This is a genomic window from Pontibacter actiniarum (genome assembly GCF_003585765.1).
GTDB lineage: Bacteria > Bacteroidota > Bacteroidia > Cytophagales > Hymenobacteraceae > Pontibacter > Pontibacter actiniarum.
The window spans coordinates 848110-865622 of record NZ_CP021235.1; the positions used below are offsets into that span (position 1 = coordinate 848110).

General features: G+C 56.1%; 12 protein-coding genes. 9 read left to right on the forward strand and 3 right to left on the reverse strand.

Annotated elements, in window-relative coordinates:
* Positions 1-104 precede the first annotated feature (104 nt).
* The gene (locus CA264_RS03650) at positions 105-557 is read right to left on the reverse strand and encodes a DoxX family protein (RefSeq protein WP_025604688.1); all 453 of its coding nucleotides are present in this window, start codon (positions 555-557) and stop codon (positions 105-107) included.
* Between the two features lie 195 nt (positions 558-752).
* On the opposite strand from CA264_RS03650, the gene CA264_RS03655 reads away from it, so the two are divergent.
* From CA264_RS03655 to CA264_RS03670, 4 genes are all read left to right on the forward strand, one after another.
* Positions 753-1325, forward strand: coding sequence for a TetR/AcrR family transcriptional regulator (locus tag CA264_RS03655; protein ID WP_025604690.1), 573 nt, complete (start codon positions 753-755; stop codon positions 1323-1325).
* Positions 1326-1508: 183 nt separating this feature from the next.
* Positions 1509-2840 carry a TolC family protein gene (locus tag CA264_RS03660; protein WP_025604692.1) on the forward strand — a complete coding sequence of 444 codons (1332 nt, stop codon included), beginning with the start codon at positions 1509-1511 and terminating at the stop codon, positions 2838-2840.
* A 20-nt stretch (positions 2841-2860) separates the two neighbouring features.
* Positions 2861-4009, forward strand: a complete 1149-nt coding sequence (locus CA264_RS03665; protein ID WP_025604694.1) for an efflux RND transporter periplasmic adaptor subunit — start codon at positions 2861-2863, stop codon at positions 4007-4009.
* 25 nt (positions 4010-4034) lie between these two features.
* Positions 4035-7229 carry an efflux RND transporter permease subunit gene (locus CA264_RS03670; RefSeq protein ID WP_025604696.1) on the forward strand — a complete coding sequence of 1065 codons (3195 nt, stop codon included), beginning with the start codon at positions 4035-4037 and terminating at the stop codon, positions 7227-7229.
* 97 nt (positions 7230-7326) lie between these two features.
* On the opposite strand, the gene CA264_RS03675 is transcribed toward CA264_RS03670, so the two are convergent.
* The gene (locus CA264_RS03675; RefSeq protein ID WP_025604698.1) at positions 7327-7803 is read right to left on the reverse strand and encodes a hypothetical protein; all 477 of its coding nucleotides are present in this window, start codon (positions 7801-7803) and stop codon (positions 7327-7329) included.
* A 492-nt stretch (positions 7804-8295) separates the two neighbouring features.
* On the opposite strand from CA264_RS03675, the gene CA264_RS03680 reads away from it, so the two are divergent.
* Positions 8296-9348: an FUSC family protein gene (locus CA264_RS03680; RefSeq protein ID WP_025604700.1), complete on the forward strand. Its 1053-nt coding sequence runs from the start codon at positions 8296-8298 to the stop codon at positions 9346-9348.
* Between the two features lie 95 nt (positions 9349-9443).
* Here the strand turns inward: CA264_RS03680 and CA264_RS03685 are convergent, their stop codons facing one another.
* Positions 9444-9977, reverse strand: a complete 534-nt coding sequence (locus tag CA264_RS03685) for a YceI family protein (RefSeq protein ID WP_025604702.1) — start codon at positions 9975-9977, stop codon at positions 9444-9446.
* Positions 9978-10323: 346 nt separating this feature from the next.
* Between CA264_RS03685 and CA264_RS03690 the strand changes: the two genes are divergently transcribed.
* The 4 genes from CA264_RS03690 (at position 10324) to CA264_RS03705 (ending at position 17438) form a co-directional block, all read left to right on the forward strand.
* On the forward strand, positions 10324-11274 hold the full coding sequence (locus tag CA264_RS03690; RefSeq protein WP_084196142.1) for an AraC family transcriptional regulator: 951 nt from the start codon (positions 10324-10326) through the stop codon (positions 11272-11274).
* Between the two features lie 108 nt (positions 11275-11382).
* Positions 11383-11700: a DUF6660 family protein gene (locus CA264_RS03695; RefSeq protein ID WP_025604706.1), complete on the forward strand. Its 318-nt coding sequence runs from the start codon at positions 11383-11385 to the stop codon at positions 11698-11700.
* A 108-nt stretch (positions 11701-11808) separates the two neighbouring features.
* The gene (locus tag CA264_RS03700; RefSeq protein ID WP_025604708.1) at positions 11809-16185 is read left to right on the forward strand and encodes a CusA/CzcA family heavy metal efflux RND transporter; all 4377 of its coding nucleotides are present in this window, start codon (positions 11809-11811) and stop codon (positions 16183-16185) included.
* Between the two features lie 8 nt (positions 16186-16193).
* Positions 16194-17438, forward strand: a complete 1245-nt coding sequence (locus CA264_RS03705) for an efflux RND transporter periplasmic adaptor subunit (protein ID WP_025604709.1) — start codon at positions 16194-16196, stop codon at positions 17436-17438.
* The last annotated feature ends 75 nt before the right edge of the window (positions 17439-17513 follow it).

Below are 17513 nucleotides of genomic sequence, written 5' to 3' on the forward strand. Positions count from 1 at the left end.
CAACGCAACCGGGCGCCTTAAGGCAGGCAGCGAGGGTACATAGCGACGGGTGGCTCTGCACGGCATACTTTGCCTAACCAGCCAGCTTAGCAGCGTTGGTCTGGCTAAGCCGCACGTTGTTTCGGACGAAACACCTTGTTGTCGACGGAGTAGCGGCCCGGGCCCACGATCATAAAGAACAGCAGCAGCGCTGTTACGAGCGCTGAAAGCAGCAACTCGCCGTTACCCAGGTTTACCCCGCGCTGCGGGTTTACAATCAGCATCGCCCCGATCAGGATCGGGAACTGGCAGAGCACGGCCAGGCGTGTCAGCGCGCCGAAGGCAATCATAAGCCCTCCAACAATGTGCACGATACTGGTCAGCAAACTTGCCCTTCCGGCCGAGAGAATCTCCTGGCTGGAGCTGAAGATGTAGAACACATCAGACGTGTGCTCCAGGAACATAATACCCTTTACAAACAGAAAAAGCCCGAGAACGACGCGTAAGCCGTCCATCCACAGAGGATTGTTGGCGCTGTTTACTCGGTCAGGGCGGTGGATTTCGTGTGCAACATTCATGGCGTAAGGTTTTTATGCAAAAGATAGCTATGTATAGATGTACGTTTTTTTCACTTGTTCGGGTTTACCGGCGCCCGGGCCGGCGGCAGGGAGTGCCGGGCCGCTGGCGTAAAATTTGAAATTCGCTTGACGGTTTTAGACTTATCTTCCTACCTTTGTTAATCGAATGAACATTCAGTTAAGGAGGGAGCGCTCATGGAACCGATAGCAGAAAAGAAAAAAGCGATTTTTGAAAGCACGCTGGAGCTGGTAACAGAGCACGGTTTTCATGGTACGCCCATGAGTTTGGTGGCAAAGCGGGCAGGGGTAGCGGCCGGTACCATCTACCACTACTTCGAGAGCAAGGAGAAGTTGATCTGCGAGCTGTTCGAGTACGTGCGCAAGCAGGCCGTGGAAGTGGTGCTGAAGGAAGTGCAGAGCGACCTGCCGTTCAAAGACTGCTTCTTTAACCTCTGGTTCAGTCTTTTTTCCTTCTATAAGGAGAACCAGAACGTGTTAAAGTTCTTCGAGCAGTTTACTAACTCCCCCTACAATACAGAGATCGCCGTGCTGGGGCAGGATGAGTTTCACCGCCTGCTGTTCCGTTTCTTCGAGCGGGGCATCCAGGAGGGGCACCTGCGCGACATAAGCCCTAAGATCCTGGGCGTGCTGGCCCACAGCAACATCATCTCCACGGTTAAGGTCCAGGTAACCGGCCGGTGGGAGGTGCAGGACGGCGAACTGGAGGTTATCCCGCAGATTCTCTGGGACGGCATGCGGGACAGGTAAAAACGCCTTTATACTTCTGTATGTCAGTGAAATACGCTTTTTATCAATAATGTTTAAACATATAATCTCTTAAACGCTTAACTATGAAAAAAATGTGCCTATGAAAGATTCAAAAGTAGCCACCGAGCAGTGGCTGCAACCGTTAACAAGTCTTAATTAAAGTTCAGTACATCAATTGCATACATGAAATTAACAAAACAACTAAAGCTATTGCTTACGGTGTGCCTGCTCTTCCCGACTTTGCTGCGGGCACAGCAGACAGCGGTTGTGGCTACCGACAGCCTGACGCTGGAGCAGTGTGTAGCTTTTGCGCTGGAGCACAGGGCCGAAGTAGAACAGGCGCTCCTCGACGAAGCTATCGGGCAGCGGGAGATCAGGGCCGACCTGGCCGGCTGGTTTCCGCAGATAAACGCGAACTACGGCGGTACGCACAACATTAAACTGCAGCAGCAGCCCTTCGGTGATAACATCGTTACGCTGGGCCAAAAGTATACTTCTAACCTGCAGCTGGAGGCAACCCAGACCCTCTACAGCAGTGAGCTTTTGCTGGCCTCCAAAGCGGCGCGCTACACCAGGGAGCAGCTCGAGCAGCAGATCATCAACACGAAGGTTAACTCGGTTGTAGCCGTTAGCAAGGCCTTCTACGATGTGCTGCTCACACGGGAGCAACTGCAGATACTGCTTGTGAACCTGGAGCGCCAGGAGAAGCAGTACAACGACGCCAGAAGCAGGTATGAGGTAGGCTTGGTAGATAAAACAGACTACCAGCGCGCGGCCATTACCCTGGCCAACATCCGCAGCGACATAAAACGCGCCTCCGAGAGCATCGAGGCGAAGGTGGCCTACCTGAAGCAGCTGATGGGCTTCCCGATTGAGCAGGACCTGAACCTGGCCTACGACTACGGCCGGATGGAGGAGGTTGTGCTGATAGACACGACCCAGATCGTGAACTTCGCAGACCGCATCGAACTGCAGCAGCTGCAGACGCAGCGTCAGTTGCTGCAGCTGAACACCGCCTATCGCAAGTGGAACTTCCTGCCAACGGTATCAGCCTACGCCAACTACAACTGGCTGTACTTTAACGATGAGTTCTCCGAGCTGTATAGCCAGTCGTACCCAACTTCCGGGGTGGGCCTGCAGGTTTCCCTGCCGATCTTCCAGGGGGGCAGAAGGTACCAGAACCTGAAGATCGCCCAGCTGCGGGAGCAGCGCCTGGACATCGAGATAGAGAACACCCGCAAGGAGATCAACACAGAGTACCTGGCTGCCCTTGCCGACTATAAAAGCGACTACGTGGAGTGGCGCACGCTGCAAAACAACCTGGAGTTGGCGCAGGAGGTGTACGATATCATCAAGCTGCAGTACAACGAAGGTGTGAAGGCGTATGTGGACCTTGTGGTGGCAGAAAGCGAACTCCGCGCCACGCAGCTCAACTACTACAACGCCTTGTACAATTTGCTGGCCAGCAAGCTGGATTACCAGCGTGCCTTGGGTAGCATAGACATCAATCGATAAAATCAGAGAAACTAAGAATAATGAAGAATAGATACGCATGGCTGCTTTCAGCCGTCATTAGCCCGGTTATACTTTCATCCTGCGGTGGAGATGAGGCAGGCCAGCAGCAGATGAACCCTGCCGCGATGGCGGTTCCTGTGAACACCTACCAGGTGTCGGAGCAAAGTGTTACAGGTAAAGATACCTATCCCGGAACGGTGGTGCCGCTGCAGGAAGTGGAGCTTCGCCCGCAGGTGTCCGGCTACATCACCAACATTTATGTGGAGGATGGCCAGCGCGTAAAGCAGGGCCAAAAGCTTTACGAAATAGACCAGAGCAAGTACCAGGCAGGCTTACAGCAGGCCCGGGCAAACCTGCAGAGCGCCAAAGCTAACCTGGCCAGGGTGCAGAAAGACCTGGAGCGCTACGAAAGGCTGGCTGAGCGCGACGCGATTGCCAAACAGCAGGTAGACTACGCCCGCACGGAGGTGCAGACGGCCAAGGCACAGGTGGCCTCGGCTGAGGCACAGGTGCAGAGCGCTTCCACAGACGTTGGCTACGCCGTGATCAACGCACCATTCAGCGGTACCATCGGCATCTCGCAGGTGCGCGTGGGAGCGCAGGTTTCGCCTGGGCAGCCGCTGCTGAACACCATCTCTTCGATGGACCCCATCGCTGTGGACTTCGCCATTAACGAGCAGGAGATTCCGCGCTTCGTAAAGCTGCAGCAGGGCAACCAGCCGGACTCACTCTTCACCCTTACCCTGAACAACGGTGAAAAGTACCCGCACAACGGCAAACTGTTAGCCATTGACAGAGCCATCGGGCGCCAGTCTGGCACGACTACGGTGCGTGTGCAGTTCCCGAACCCGAACGCCGTGCTGATACCGGGCATGACGGTGACGGTGAACGTGCTGAACCAGGATATCGGGGATCAGCTGGTGATACCGAACAAGGCTGTTGCTGAGCAGCTGGGCGAGTTCTATGTGTATGTAGTGCAGGGAGACTCTGTGGTGCAGCAGAACGTGCAGCTGGGCACGCGCGTGAACGGAAACGTGGTGGTGCGCGAAGGCCTGAAAGAAGGGCAGCAGATCGTAGTGGAAGGTATCCAGCGACTGCGCCAGGGCGCCAAAGTACAGGTAGGCGCCCCGCAGGGCGGCCAGCCTCAGGCAGCCGGCGGCAAGCAGTAATTTCCAAAAAAATTAATTGAGCAACATGATTTCAGATGTATTTATAAAAAGGCCCGTCACCTCTATAGTGATCTCTATAGTGATCGTGCTGGTGGGGGTGCTGGCTATGATGAACCTGCCTGTTACGCAGTACCCGGATATTTCACCGCCTACGGTGTCGGTAACTGCGAACTATACAGGGGCCGACGCGCAGACGGTGGAGCAGACACTGGCTACACCGGTAGAAACGCAGATCAACGGTACGCCGGGTATGGCTTACATTACCTCTACCAACACCAGTACCGGCCAGCTGAACATGACGGTTACCTTCGAGGTAGGAACCGACATTGACATTGCCACGCTGGACGTGCAGAACCGCGCCAGCATTGCGGAGCCAAGCCTGCCGGAAGAGGTAAGACGCCTCGGGGTGACGGTGCGTAAGCGTAACCCGAGTATCATGATGGTGATCGGTATTTACTCGCCGGACAGAACCCATGACGTGCAGTACCTGGACAACTACACCAACATCTATGTAAAAGACGCGTTGATGCGTGTGGAGGGTGTGGGTGACATTACTTCCATCGGGCAGGACTTCAGTATGCGCCTGTGGCTGCAGCCGGATAAACTGGCGCAGTACAACATCGGTGCCAGCGAGATTATGGCTGCCATTCAGGAGCAGAACGTGCAGGTGGCTGCCGGTACCGTGGGTGCCGCCCCGCAGTACGACAACCAGGCTTTCCAGTACCCGATCACGGTGACAGGCCGCCTGCAGACGCAGGACGAGTTCGGCGACATTATTGTGCGCACCAACCCGGCCGACGGCTCTGTTGTGTACCTGCGCGATGTGGCGAGAATCGAGTTCGGCCAGTTTGACTATGGCCGTTCGGCTACCATTAACGGTAACCCGGCCACCATGATGCTGATTTACCAGGCACCGGGCAGTAACGCCCTGGAAACGGCCGAAGGTATCTACGCAGCCCTGGATGAGCTGAAAAAGTCTTTCCCAGCCGATGTGGACTACATTGTTTCGTTCGAGACAGTGTCTGTGGTGCAGGTGTCGATCAACGAGGTGGTGCACACCCTGATTGAGGCCCTCATCCTGGTGATCATCGTGGTGTTCCTGTTCCTGCAGAGCTGGCGTGCAACGCTGGTGCCGATCCTGGCGATACCAGTTTCTATCATCGGTACCTTTATCTTCTTCATCCCGCTTGGCTTTACCATCAACACCCTGACCTTGTTCGGCTTCGTGTTATCGATCGGTATTGTGGTGGACGACGCCATTGTGGTGGTGGAAGCGGTGCAGCATTACATCGACCATGAGCGCATCTCGGCACGCGAGGCAACACGCAAGGCCATGAAAGATATCACGGCTCCGGTAATTGCCATTGCCCTGATACTGGCAGCGGTGTTTATTCCGGTAGGCTTTATCCCGGGCATTGTGGGCCGTCTGTATCAGCAGTTCGCCATTACCATTGCCATCTCGGTGCTTATCTCTGCCTTTGTGGCCCTTACGCTAACGCCTGCGCTTTGCTCGCTGATGCTGAAGCCGATGAACGTGAACCCTGACTCCAGGGGCATCAACAAGTTCTTCTATAAGTTTAACAACTGGTTTGCCCGCGTTACGGAGTCCTACTCGGTAGGTGTGCGCAAGAGCATCAAGGCCACGCCGCTGGTGCTGATCATCCTGGTGTGTATCTATGTGGGTACCGCAGGTATGTTTGTGACCAAGCCATCGGGCTTTATACCTACTGAGGACGAGGGACGTCTGTTTGTGTCCGTGGAACTTCCGGAAGGCTCCTCTAAGAGCAGAACCGAAGCCATACTTGCGGAAATGGGTGAGATAATGGCTACAGTGCCTGCCGTGAAGAACTACACGGCTATTTCCGGCCTGAACGCCATTAACTTCTCCTTTAAGTCGAACAGCGGTACTTACTTCCTGCAGCTGAAGCCGTGGGACGAAAGAGAGAGCGAAGCTGACCAGCTGGCCGGTGTAATGGCTACCCTGCAGCAGCGCTTTGCCGCACTGAAAGAGGCAAACGTACTGGTGGTAGCGCCGCCTGCGATTCCAGGCCTTGGCCAGTCAGGCGGTTTCAGCTTTGTGCTGCAGCAGCGCCAGGCCGGCGATGTGAAGGAGTTGGAGAGGGTGATGGGCCAGTTCCTGGGAGCAGCCAACGCCCGACCTGAGATTGCGATGGCCTATAGCTTCTTTAACGCCAGAACGCCGGGCTACCACGTAGAGGTAGACCGTGAGAAGGCGAAGCGACTGGGGGTAAACATTGCGGATATATACTCTACCATGGCAACGTACATGGGTAGCCGCTACGTGAACGACTTCACCCGATACGGCCGGAACTTCCGCGTGGTAGCACAGGCAGATACATCCTACAGAATGGATATCGGCGACCTGAGACAGTACTATGTGATGAACAGGCAAGGTGAGTCGGTGCCGCTGAGCGCCCTGGTAACTACGGAGGTGGAAGAGAGAGCCGCTGTGATTTCGCACTACAACCTGTTCCGCTCCGTGGATATTAACGGTAGCGCCGCCCCTGGCTACAGTAGTGGCCAGGCCCTGCAGGCACTGGAAGAAGTGGCCGCAGAGGTATTGCCGGCAGGTTACGGCTACGAGTTTACGGGGCTGAGCCGCGAGGAACTTGCAGCAGGAAGCAGTACGATCTACATCTTCTCGCTGTCGATTATACTTGTACTGCTGTTGCTGGCCGCGCTGTATGAAAGCTGGTCGGTGCCGTTCTCGATCCTGTTCGCTATTCCGTTGGGTATGTTTGGTGCCATTCTGGCGCTTACGCTGCTACCTAAGCTGGATAACAACGTATACGCCCAGGTTGGTATGATCACTCTGATTGGTCTGGCTGCGAAAAACGCCATTCTGATTGTGGAGTTCGCCAAAGAGCGTGTGGACCGTGGCATGGAGCTGCTTGAGGCAACCATCGAGGCGGTGAAGCTGCGTCTGCGGCCGATCATCATGACCTCCCTGGCCTTTATACTTGGTGTGGTTCCGTTGGCGCTCGCTTCGGGTGCCGGTGCGGTGTCTCGCCAGACGATCGGCTGGGTAGTAATTGGCGGTATGCTTGCCGCTACGTTCCTGGCCATCTTTGTGGTGCCGGTGCTGTACGTGGTTATTACCCGACTGGCCTACGGTAAGAAAGGATTGGCAGAGCTGCGTGCGCAGGCTAACAACCGACCGGAAGACGGCGGCGGTTCACCTGAGTATGTTAACCCATAAGTATAAACATCAGCATCAGCACAGTTAGCTGACGCAGGTATAAAAAAGAAGCCCCGGCCAACACTGGCCGGGGCTTCTTTTTTATACCTACTAGGGTTTACCGTTTTTCCTTTAGCTGCTCCAGCAGCCGCTCAATCCAGAAAATCAGGAACAGGGCCACCAGGTTAACGCCTATGAACCGCTGCCCCAGGTCGGTGCCGATGCTGAAGTGGAAAGAGGAGAGGGCCAGGCGGAACTTGAAGATCCAGCCAGCCACCATGTCCACGCCCACACCTATCCGCAGGCCCGCCACATACTGAAAACCATAGGCGCCAAACGAGAAGTAGATTACCTGCAGCAACTGGTTTATGAGCGACAGGACCAGCCCGCGCTTCTGGTTCCGAAAAAGCATGCGGCCGCAAAGTATGGAGAAAACGTAAAGCCCTCCCGCAAACAGGCCCACGCGCAAGGCCTGCTGCGTAACGGCCATCTCTCCGCTAAACATTACCCAAACTGTAAGTGCAATGCCAAGCACGCCGCCAACTATCTGGTAAATAGCGATGGCCTTGATTTGATTGTGAATTTTGTTGTTCAACTTCTAAACCCCGTGGGGCTGCTTAATTTTAACTTTCCTTTAATGTATCCGTCTCCGGTTACGGTAGGCTAAATTAAGCATTTTACATGCGATATCCTTGGTGCTGCGGCAAGGTTCGGGTTTTGCGGTGCGGATAAACCCTGCTCCGGTGCCGGTGCCACCGGTGCCGGCACTTTTCTGCCGGCTGGTGCGGAGCCTCTGAAGGAAGCCGTAGCCCGTAAGGAGCTTCCCCTGCAGCGGCGCAGGGTGTGCAAAAGGGTAAGTTATGCCGCTTCTTTATACGTACAAAAGAGAAACAGCGCATAGCCCCGTAAGTGCCTCATGCAAAGCACAGCGGCAGGCGCGAAGGAATAACGTGTGGCGCGGCAAGTGCGGTGGAGGATGGTCACTGGCTTTACTATGGCGGGGAGAGGCCGTATATTTGCTCTTCCGGTTTTCTGCTGGCAGCGTGCTGTTGCGTGCGGCAACCATCCGTTTACGAGAATCAACCCCATGCTTAAAGAACTCTTTGCACTAAAAGAAACAGACAGGAAGTGGCACTTGCCCGTTGTGGCGGGGCTTTGTATCGGTGTGCCCGTGCTGGTGGGCTACTTTACCGGGAACATGCAGAGTGGCAAACTGGCCTCCATGGCAGCCCTGGTTATACTTTACATTCAGTCCCAGAACATCGCCCGAAGGATGATTGTACTGATGGCCTGCTCCTTTGGCATTATGGTGTCGTTCACCGTGGGGTTTGTTTTCGGTTTTGATCCTTTGGTCGCCTCCCTTGTGCTTGGCATCTATGCCTTTACGGTGCACCTGGTGCTGTACTACCTTAAAATGGTGCGCCCGCCCGGTAACTTTTTCTTTATCATGACTGCGTCTGTGGCCATTTCGATGCCGCATAACCTGGCGACCGTACCCCATAACATCGGGCTGGCAGGAATCGGGACCATGTTTGCCTGCACCCTGGGGCTTATCTACAGCATCATTACCCTGCGCAAGTCGCCGGCAGACAACGAGGTGATTACCCTGTCTAAAAACCGGTACGTTAACTTTGTTGAGTCGGTAACGTTCGGCTTTTTTGTCGGCCTCTCGCTGCTGCTGGCTTACCTGCTGGAGCTGGACACCCCTTACTGGGTTCCTACCTCGTGTGCCGCCGTTATGCAGGGCGTTAGCGTGAGCCACATCTGGCAGCGGAGTGCCCAGCGCATTTTAGGCACTTTCATCGGTCTGGGCCTGACCTGGGCCGTTCTGCTGCTCAACCCGTCCCTGCTGGCCATCTGCATCGGCATTATCCTGCTGCAAATAATTGTGGAGTTCCTGGTGGTGCGCAACTATGCCCTTGCCGTTATCTTTATCACCATACTCACCATCTTCCTGGCCGAGACGGGCACCGCGTTAACCGCAGACCCGACCCAGCTGATCAAAGCGCGCTTCTTTGACATCCTGATCGGGAGCGTGGTGGGGGCTTTGGGCGGTGTGCTGCTGTACAACGAAAAGCTGCAGTACCTGGCAACGCGTCAAATGCGGAAGACGCGCATCAACATGCTCCGGCGCAAATAAACCTCCACCTGCGAGCGCGCTTTAGGTGCGTTAACAAAAAGAGGCAGCCCCAGGTCCGGGGCTGCCTCTTTTATACTTTATAAGATGCAAAAAGCTTAGGCCTGCTTTACCAGCTGCACTTCGCCTTGGATTTTCAGTTCCTCACCCAGCATCACACCGCCTGTTTCAAGGGCAGCGTTGTAGTTGATGCCCCAGTCTTTGCGGTTGATTTTACCGCTGATGGAGAAACCTGCCTTCACGTTTCCCCAAGGGTCTGTGGCTGTGCCGTTATCCTCCACGGTAAGCTTTACGGGCTTGGTGGTGTCCTTTATTGTCAGATCCCCGTGCAGGGTAAAGGTATCTTCGTCGATCTTCTCTACTTTGGTAGAAACGAACTTCATGGTAGGGTGCGCTTCCGTGCCGAAGAAATCGGCGTTGCGCAGGTGCTCATCCCGCTGCTCGTTGTTGGTATTGATGGAGGCGACGTCTACATTGGCCACCACTTGTGCGTTCGAGAAATCGGTATCCTCTGTTTCTGCCGTTACATCAAACTGCGTAAATTTACCTGTAACGTTGGATATCATCATGTGCTTGATCTTAAAGCCCAGCTCGCTGTGCGTCGGGTCTAAGTTCCATTTTGTTGTTGCCATAATACTTGTTGAATAGTTTTACTTTTGTAGCTGCAAAATTGTAGGAAATAACCGCGGGGCTCAATACCAATATTCCCTTAACAAAGACCAATTTTACGGATGTATACGTTACCGGTTTCTGCTGGAGGGGTATTTCGTTTATAAAAAGGCCCGAAACAGGCTGTAAGGTTCAAGTTGCACTGTGGTTAACGTATGCGCTGGTACAGCCGTTCGGCCGTCGCGGCCAGCCTTGGGGCGTGTACCTTTTGTGGCCCTACACCGTTTAGCAAGGTGCAGCCGGGCTTGCGGCTTTTTGGCCCCCGGCTGTTACCTTTGGGGCTGCTAACGTCACGTTTAAAGACAGGAAATGCCTGATTCACTCACTTCCCATGCTGCTGTGGCACCTATGCTGGGCATCAAGTCCACCATCAGGTACTATATGTCGCAGCAGAAAAGCGCACAGCAGACCTTCGGGATGAACAAGTATACCAGCCTGGACTACGGCGGTGACTTTGCTGTGCTGAGCAACGAGGGCGGGGCGACCCACGGCTCGCCCATCAAAACAGACCACTATGCCCTGATCCTGTGCCTGCGGGGCAGCAGCACGAAAACCGTTGGGCAGTTTACCTTTGAGGTGCAGCCCCAAACGGTCCATTTTATCTCCCCCGGCGTTATAAACTCCTACGAGAACTCCTCCGACGACCTGCTCCTGTACATGCTGCTCTTCAAGCGCGAGTTTCTGTACGAGAGTTTTATCAGCGCCTCCGTGGTGGACAACCTGCTGCAGATGAACCCGGACTACCCGCCGATGTACACCCTGGACGACGCCAGCTTTAAGGCCATCCGGAGCGGTCTGGAGAAGATCAGCGACGAGTTTGACAGGGGAGGGGCTTTCCACCTGAACATCATCCGGCTGCAGACTCTGCAGCTGCTCTACGAAATGAACCGGGCCTGTGAGGCGTGCCTGCTGAGCTTCACCAAGAACATGAACCGCCAGTACCAGCTAACCCACGCCTTCCGGATGCTGGTGGAGGAGAGCTTCCTGACCAAGCGCACGGTGAGCGAGTACGCCGACCAGCTGAACATATCCGCCAAGCACCTGAGTGAGTCTGTGAAAAAGGAGACCGGGGAGAGTGCCCTGGAGATCATCCACAGACGGCTGCTGCGGGAGGCGCAGTACCTGCTCTCTTACTCCTCCCTGAGCATTAAAGAGATTGCAGAGCACCTTAAGTTTGACACCGCCTCGCACTTTAGCCGCTTCTTTAAGCTGAAGACAGGCCTGAACCCGAGTCAGTACGTGGCGGACGCCTCGCTGTAAAGCCTCCGGCGGCGTTGCGGTATACTTGCTAAAGCCGGCCGCAGCAGCTGCAGGCATTTCATAAAGCAGGGTAAGGGTATCTATAAATTGTTTTGTAACTTTGCCTTAATGAACTTCCTAACCGTCATCTGGGGTATTCTGATCTTCGCTATGGCCTGCCTCCCGTGCATGGACAAGGAGGAGGTGCTTGCCCCAGACGCTACTGCAACGGTGCAGGCAGACAATTACCACCACGACGGGGCCGCAGGCGAAGACCTCTGCTCCCCTTTGTGCGAGTGTAACTGCTGCGGGGGCATTTCGCTGACGTTCCAGGTTCCGGCCCTTTCAGAGCCGCAGCAGGGCCCGCAGTCCCCTTGCTTAAGCATCTATGTTTCTGCAGGCGCTGCTTCTCCTTCTTTCTCTTTCTGGCACCCGCCAAAAGCCTAAATCCACATCCAGGGGATACGTACGCCCTTTCGTCACAAAATCAGCCGCCACTAACCTGGCTGTTCGGTTTTGCTGGTTTCTGTATGGATTTAATTTAACCTTAAATGAATGTTTGATAAGATCATCAGTTTTTCAATCAAGAATAAGCTGGTCATAGGGCTGTTTGTGCTGGCCCTGATCGGCTGGGGCACCTACTCCCTTAACAGGATTCCCCTTGATGCGGTGCCCGATATTACCAACAACCAGGTGCAGGTAATTACCCAGGCCCCCGACCTGGCCACCCAGGAGGTGGAGCAGTTTATCACCTACCCGATGGAAACGGCCATGTCCTTTATTCCGGACGTGGAGGAGATCCGCTCCATTTCCCGGTTTGGCCTTTCTGTGATCACCATTGTGTTTGAAGAGGATGTAGACCCTTACCTGGCCCGGCAGCTGGTGAGTGAGCAGATTAAAACCGCGTCGGAAAATATTCCGGAAGGCTTCGGCACACCGCAGCTCGCCCCCATGGTAACCGGCCTGAGCGAGATTTACCAGTACACGCTAGTGGAGGAGGAGGGCTACGATACGGTGTACAGCCCGATGGAGCTCCGCAGCATCCAGGACTGGATTGTGAAGCGGCAACTGGCCGGGGTGCCTGGCGTGGCAGAGGTAAGCAGCTTTGGCGGCTACCTGAAGCAGTACGAGGTAGCCATTGACCCGGAAAAGCTGCGGAGCTACCACCTGACGGTGGCCGACGTGTACCGGGCCATTGCGCAAAACAACCAGAACACGGGCGGCTCCTATATTGAGCGGGCGAACACGGCCTACTTTATCCGCGGGGAGGGCATGGTCAGCTCGCTGGACGATATCAGGAGCGTGCTCATCAGGAATGTAAACGGCACGCCCATACTGGTAGGCGATGTGGCGAAGGTGCAGTTTGGCCATGCCACCCGCTTTGGGGCCATCACCCGCAACGGCGAGGGAGAGACAGTGGGCGGCCTGGTGCTGATGCTGAAGGGGGAGAACTCCTACCAGGTTACGCAGGCGGTGAAGGAGCGCATGGCGCAGATTCAGAAAAGCCTGCCCGAGGGCATCCACATCGACCCTTTCCTGGACCGGTCCAGTCTGATTGACCGCGCCATTGCCACCGTTACCCGGAACCTGGTAGAGGGAGGGCTTATCGTGGTGTTTGTGCTGGTCCTGCTGCTGGGCAACTGGCGCGCCGGCCTGGTGGTGGCCTCTGTCATCCCCCTCTCCATGTTGTTTGCCCTGGGCATGATGCATGTGTTTGGGGTGTCGGCTAACCTGATGAGCCTGGGCGCGATAGACTTTGGCCTGATCGTAGACGGTGCCGTGATCATTGTGGAGGCCATCATCCACCGGCTTTACGGCTCCTTTAACGGGCAGCGCCTCACGCAAAACGAGATGGACGCGCAGGTGGGGGCAGCCTCCCGGCACATCCGCAAATCGGCGGCCTTCGGGGAAATCATCATCCTGATTGTGTACCTGCCTATACTTGCCTTGGTGGGCATTGAGGGTAAAATGTTCGGGCCGATGGCGCAGACCGTCAGCTTTGCCATCCTGGGGGCGTTTATCCTTTCGCTCACCTATGTGCCCATGATGTCTGCCCTTGTGCTGAAGAAGAAGATCGTGGTCAAACGGAACATCTCGGATAAGATCATGGACTTTTTCCACCGCCTGTACGAGCCGGTGATCCGCTTCGCCCTTGGGGCAAAGAAAATGGTGCTGCTGGTGGCCGTGCTTATTTTTGCCGCAAGCTTGGTCGTTTTTTCCCGCATGGGCGGGGAGTTTATTCCCCAGCTGGATGAAGGCGACATTGCCGCCCACCAAATCCTGCCTACCGGCACTTCCATCAGGCAGATGGTCGCCGTCTCAAAAAAGATTCAGGATCGCCTGATGCATGATTTCCCAGAGGTGAAGGAGGTGGTCACTAAAATAGGGACATCGGAAATCCCGACAGACCCTATGGCCATGGAGCTGGCCGATATCATCATTGTAATGAAGGACAAGGAAGAGTGGGTGAGTGCCACCTCAAGAGAGGAGATGTTCGAGAAAATGGAGGCGGTGATTAACTCCGTACCCGGTGTGGGCACAGAGTTCACGCAGCCTATCCAAATGCGCTTTAACGAGCTGATTACCGGTGTGCGCCAGGATATTGCCGTGAAGATCTACGGAGAGGACCTGGATGTTCTGTTCCGGAAGGGAAACGAGGCCAACGAGCTTATCAGCCGCATAGAAGGGGTTGGTGGCACAGTGGTGGAGCAGCTAACGGGCTTGCCGCAGATACAGATCAACTACGACCGGGGCAAAATGGCCCAGTACGGCCTTGCCGTAGAAGACGTGAACACCGCCATCAACACGGCTTTTGCCGGTGGCACGGCAGGGGTGGTGTTTGAGGGCGAGAGGCGTTTCGACCTGGTGGTGCGCTTCCAGGAGAGCTTTCGTCAGGAGATAGACAACGTGCGGGACATGTATATCCCGTTGCCCTCCGGCGGCCAGGTGCCGGTAAAGGAGGTGGCGAACATCCGCTTTGAGGAGGCGCCGGCCCAGATCTCCCGCGACAATGCCCAGCGCCGGATCGTGGTGGGCGTTAATACGCGGAACCGCGATGTGGAGAGCGTGGTGCAGGACATCCAGCAGGTGCTGGATGAGCAGCTTGAGCTGCCGCCGGGCTACTACATTACGTACGGAGGCCAGTTTGAGAACCTGATAGAGGCCACCCAGCGGCTTTCTGTCGCGGTTCCTGCCGCACTGTTGCTGATCCTGGTGCTCCTGTTCTTTACGTTCGGCTCTATGAAGCAGGCCTTGCTCATTTTTACAGCGGTGCCGATGTCGGCTATTGGCGGTATACTGGCGCTGTGGCTGCGGGGCATGCCGTTCAGTATCTCGGCGGGGGTGGGCTTTATCGCTTTGTTTGGCGTGGCGGTGCTGAACGGCATTGTGCTGCTTTCGGAGTTTAACAGCCTGAAAAAAGAAGGGGTTAAAGATATTCGGGAGCGTATCCTAAAAGGGACGCACACACGCCTGCGCCCTGTGATCATGACTGCCTCGGTGGCCTCGCTGGGCTTTTTGCCCATGGCGCTCTCCACCTCCGCAGGGGCGGAGGTGCAGCAGCCGCTTGCCACAGTGGTGATCGGCGGGCTGGTAACCGCCACACTGCTGACACTGGTGGTGCTGCCGATTCTATACTACTACCTGGAAAGAGGCTTCCGCCCGAAGGCACAGCCTGCTGCGCTGTTGCTGCTGATGGGGGCTGGCCTGCTGTGCAGCCTGCAGCCCGCCAAGGCACAGGAGGCCGCGGGCAAGGTGCAGGTGCTAAGCCTGGAGCAGGCGATACAGGCTGCGCTGGCAAATTACCCGGGGCTAGAGCAGGCAGAGCTGCAGGTGGCGCAGCAAAGGGCGCTCCAAAGCACGGCCTACGATTTCGGGAGGACCAGCCTGTACCATCAGCGGGAAGAGACCAACGGCGATGAACTCAAGGGCGTGGCCTCCTTTGGCGTGCAGCAGCAGCTGGACTTCCCCACCACCTACCTCCGCAAGGCGCAGTACCGCCAGGAGCAGCTGGAGCAAAGTATAAAGTATAGCCAAATGACAGCAAACGAGCTGGTAGCGGGTGTAAGCCAGGCATACAGCGCGTGGCTGCTGGCAGAGAGCAGGCTCCGAATTGCCGGGCAACTGGACAGTACCTACCAGCGCTTTGCCGCCGCGGCGCGCCTGCGCTTCGAAACAGGCGAAACCGGCAAGCTGGAAGCTCTCTCTGCCGCGAGCCAGGCTAAAAGGATCGCCCTGCGGTATGCGCAAGCCTCGGCTGACTACAAAGCGGCGACGCAACGCCTGAAGACCTGGATGAATACCGATGCCGCCATTGCCTCAGGCGGAGCCGGGCTTTACAAGTTTGCCGGGGCGTTTACGCTTAATGAGGGAGTACTGCAGCAGAACCCGGCCATAGCGTACCATGCCCAGGGGCTGGACGTGGCGGCGGCGGCTTATAAAGTGGAGCGGTCGCAGTTTCTGCCGCAGATTAACCTGGGCTACAGCGACCAGACGGTTAACGGGCAGGAGGGCTTTTACCTCTACCGGCTGGGGCTGGACATTCCCCTGCTGTCTTTCTTCGCACAGAAAGGAAGGACACAGGCCGCGCGCATCCAGCGCACGATTGCAGAAAAGCAGCTGGAGGAGCAAACGCTGGCGCTCCGGCGGGAGTGGGCGGCGGCTGTGGCGGCCTTAGAGAAGGCACAGGCCGCTCTGAGCTTCTATGAAAAGGAGGGCCTGCAGCTTGCCGAGGAGCAGGAGCGCACGGCTGGCTTTGGCTACCGGGAGGGCGCTGTAGACTACATCGCCTACATCCAGAGCCTGGACCAGGCCACGCAGCTGCGGGAAGAGTACCTGCAGAGCCTGCAACAGTACAACCTGGCGATCATCGAGCTGAACCGTTTGGCTGGCGATCTCTCAGGTATCTATCAACTATCAGAAATCAACAAATAAAGAACACGATGAAACGCGCAATAAAGAATAGTCTGGTGCTTATACTTTTATCCCTTCTGGTGTTCAGGTGCGGGCAGCCGGAGCCAGTGGCCGAGGAGGAGCACGCACACGAAGAAGAGGCAGGCGGCCATGCGGAAGAGGGCGGCGAAGAGGGAGTAGTGGAACTGAGCGATGTGCAGCTGGCCGCAGCCGAACTGGCGTACGGCTCCCTCGATAGTATCAATGTGTCGGCCTTTGTGAAAGCCAACGGCACGCTGGACCTGCCTCCGCAGAAACTGGCGGCGGTGTCAGCGCCTAGCAGCGGCTTTGTGCGGCAGGCGAATTACCTGGTGGGCAACTACGTGAAAAAGGGGACGGTGCTGGCCGTGTTAGAGAACATGGACTTTGTACGTTACCAGGAGGAGTACCAGAACGTGCTCAGTAACCTGGATTACCTGGCGGCCGAGTATCAGCGCCAGCGAAGGCTGGACTCCGCGCAGGTGAACTCCAAGAAGCAGTTCCAGGCCGCCACTGCTGCCTACGAAAACGCACGCTCCCGCAAAAACGCGCTTGAAAAGCAACTGCGTTACCTGGGCATCTCACCGGCAAGTGTGGCGAAGGGAAACATCTCCAGCACCATTCCGGTGCGGGCTCCGCTGAGCGGTTATATCACCAAACTGAACGTGCACAACGGCGAGTTCGCCAGCTCTGAGCAGGAACTGTATGAGCTGGCTGACCCGCGCCACATGCACCTGGAGCTGAACGTGTTTGAGCAGGACGTAAACAAGGTGTCGATCGGGCAGCCCATCCACTTTACTGTGCCAAGTGTAGGGCAGCAGGTGTATGACGGCGAAGTATACCTGGTCGGGAAATCCTTTGACCAGGAAAGCAAAACCGTAAAGGTGCATGGCCATATCGAGGGGGAGCACGGAAGCTTTATTCGCGGCATGTACGTGGAGGCCAAGATCTACACAGGCAAACAGCAGGTGCAGGCGCTGCCGGAGGAGGCAATCGTGGAGGATGAAGGAAAGTCGTACGTTTTCATACAGGCGGATGATGCCCACGCACAGGAGGAAGAGGGCGGCCATGATGAGGCCGGGGAAGTACACGGCACCTCCTTTAAGCGCGTGCAGGTAGTGACGGGCGAGCGGGAGCAGGGCTTTGTGCAGATCACGCAGTTACCGGAGCTCTCCGCTGGCGCCAAGATCGTGACCAAGGGGGCCTATTATCTCTTTGCCGAAATGAAAAAAGGCGAGGGAGGGCACCATCATTAAGGCATTAAACCCTGCTGCACTTGCCTCCAGGGCTTTAGGGCCAGCTGCACCTACTGGTGGGCACCTCCGTAAGCT

Bases quoted from the DNA above. Each gene is read 5' to 3' on its own strand.
- CA264_RS03650 (WP_025604688.1), bottom strand. From the start codon at position 557: ATGAATGTTGCACACGAAATCCACCGCCCTGACCGAGTAAACAGCGCC.
- CA264_RS03655 (WP_025604690.1), top strand. From the start codon at position 753: ATGGAACCGATAGCAGAAAAGAAAAAAGCGATTTTTGAAAGCACGCTG.
- CA264_RS03660 (WP_025604692.1), top strand. From the start codon at position 1,509: ATGAAATTAACAAAACAACTAAAGCTATTGCTTACGGTGTGCCTGCTC.
- CA264_RS03665 (WP_025604694.1), top strand. From the start codon at position 2,861: ATGAAGAATAGATACGCATGGCTGCTTTCAGCCGTCATTAGCCCGGTT.
- CA264_RS03670 (WP_025604696.1), top strand. From the start codon at position 4,035: ATGATTTCAGATGTATTTATAAAAAGGCCCGTCACCTCTATAGTGATC.
- CA264_RS03680 (WP_025604700.1), top strand. From the start codon at position 8,296: ATGCTTAAAGAACTCTTTGCACTAAAAGAAACAGACAGGAAGTGGCAC.
- CA264_RS03685 (WP_025604702.1), bottom strand. From the start codon at position 9,977: ATGGCAACAACAAAATGGAACTTAGACCCGACGCACAGCGAGCTGGGC.
- CA264_RS03690 (WP_084196142.1), top strand. From the start codon at position 10,324: ATGCCTGATTCACTCACTTCCCATGCTGCTGTGGCACCTATGCTGGGC.
- CA264_RS03695 (WP_025604706.1), top strand. From the start codon at position 11,383: ATGAACTTCCTAACCGTCATCTGGGGTATTCTGATCTTCGCTATGGCC.
- CA264_RS03700 (WP_025604708.1), top strand. From the start codon at position 11,809: ATGTTTGATAAGATCATCAGTTTTTCAATCAAGAATAAGCTGGTCATA.
- CA264_RS03705 (WP_025604709.1), top strand. From the start codon at position 16,194: ATGAAACGCGCAATAAAGAATAGTCTGGTGCTTATACTTTTATCCCTT.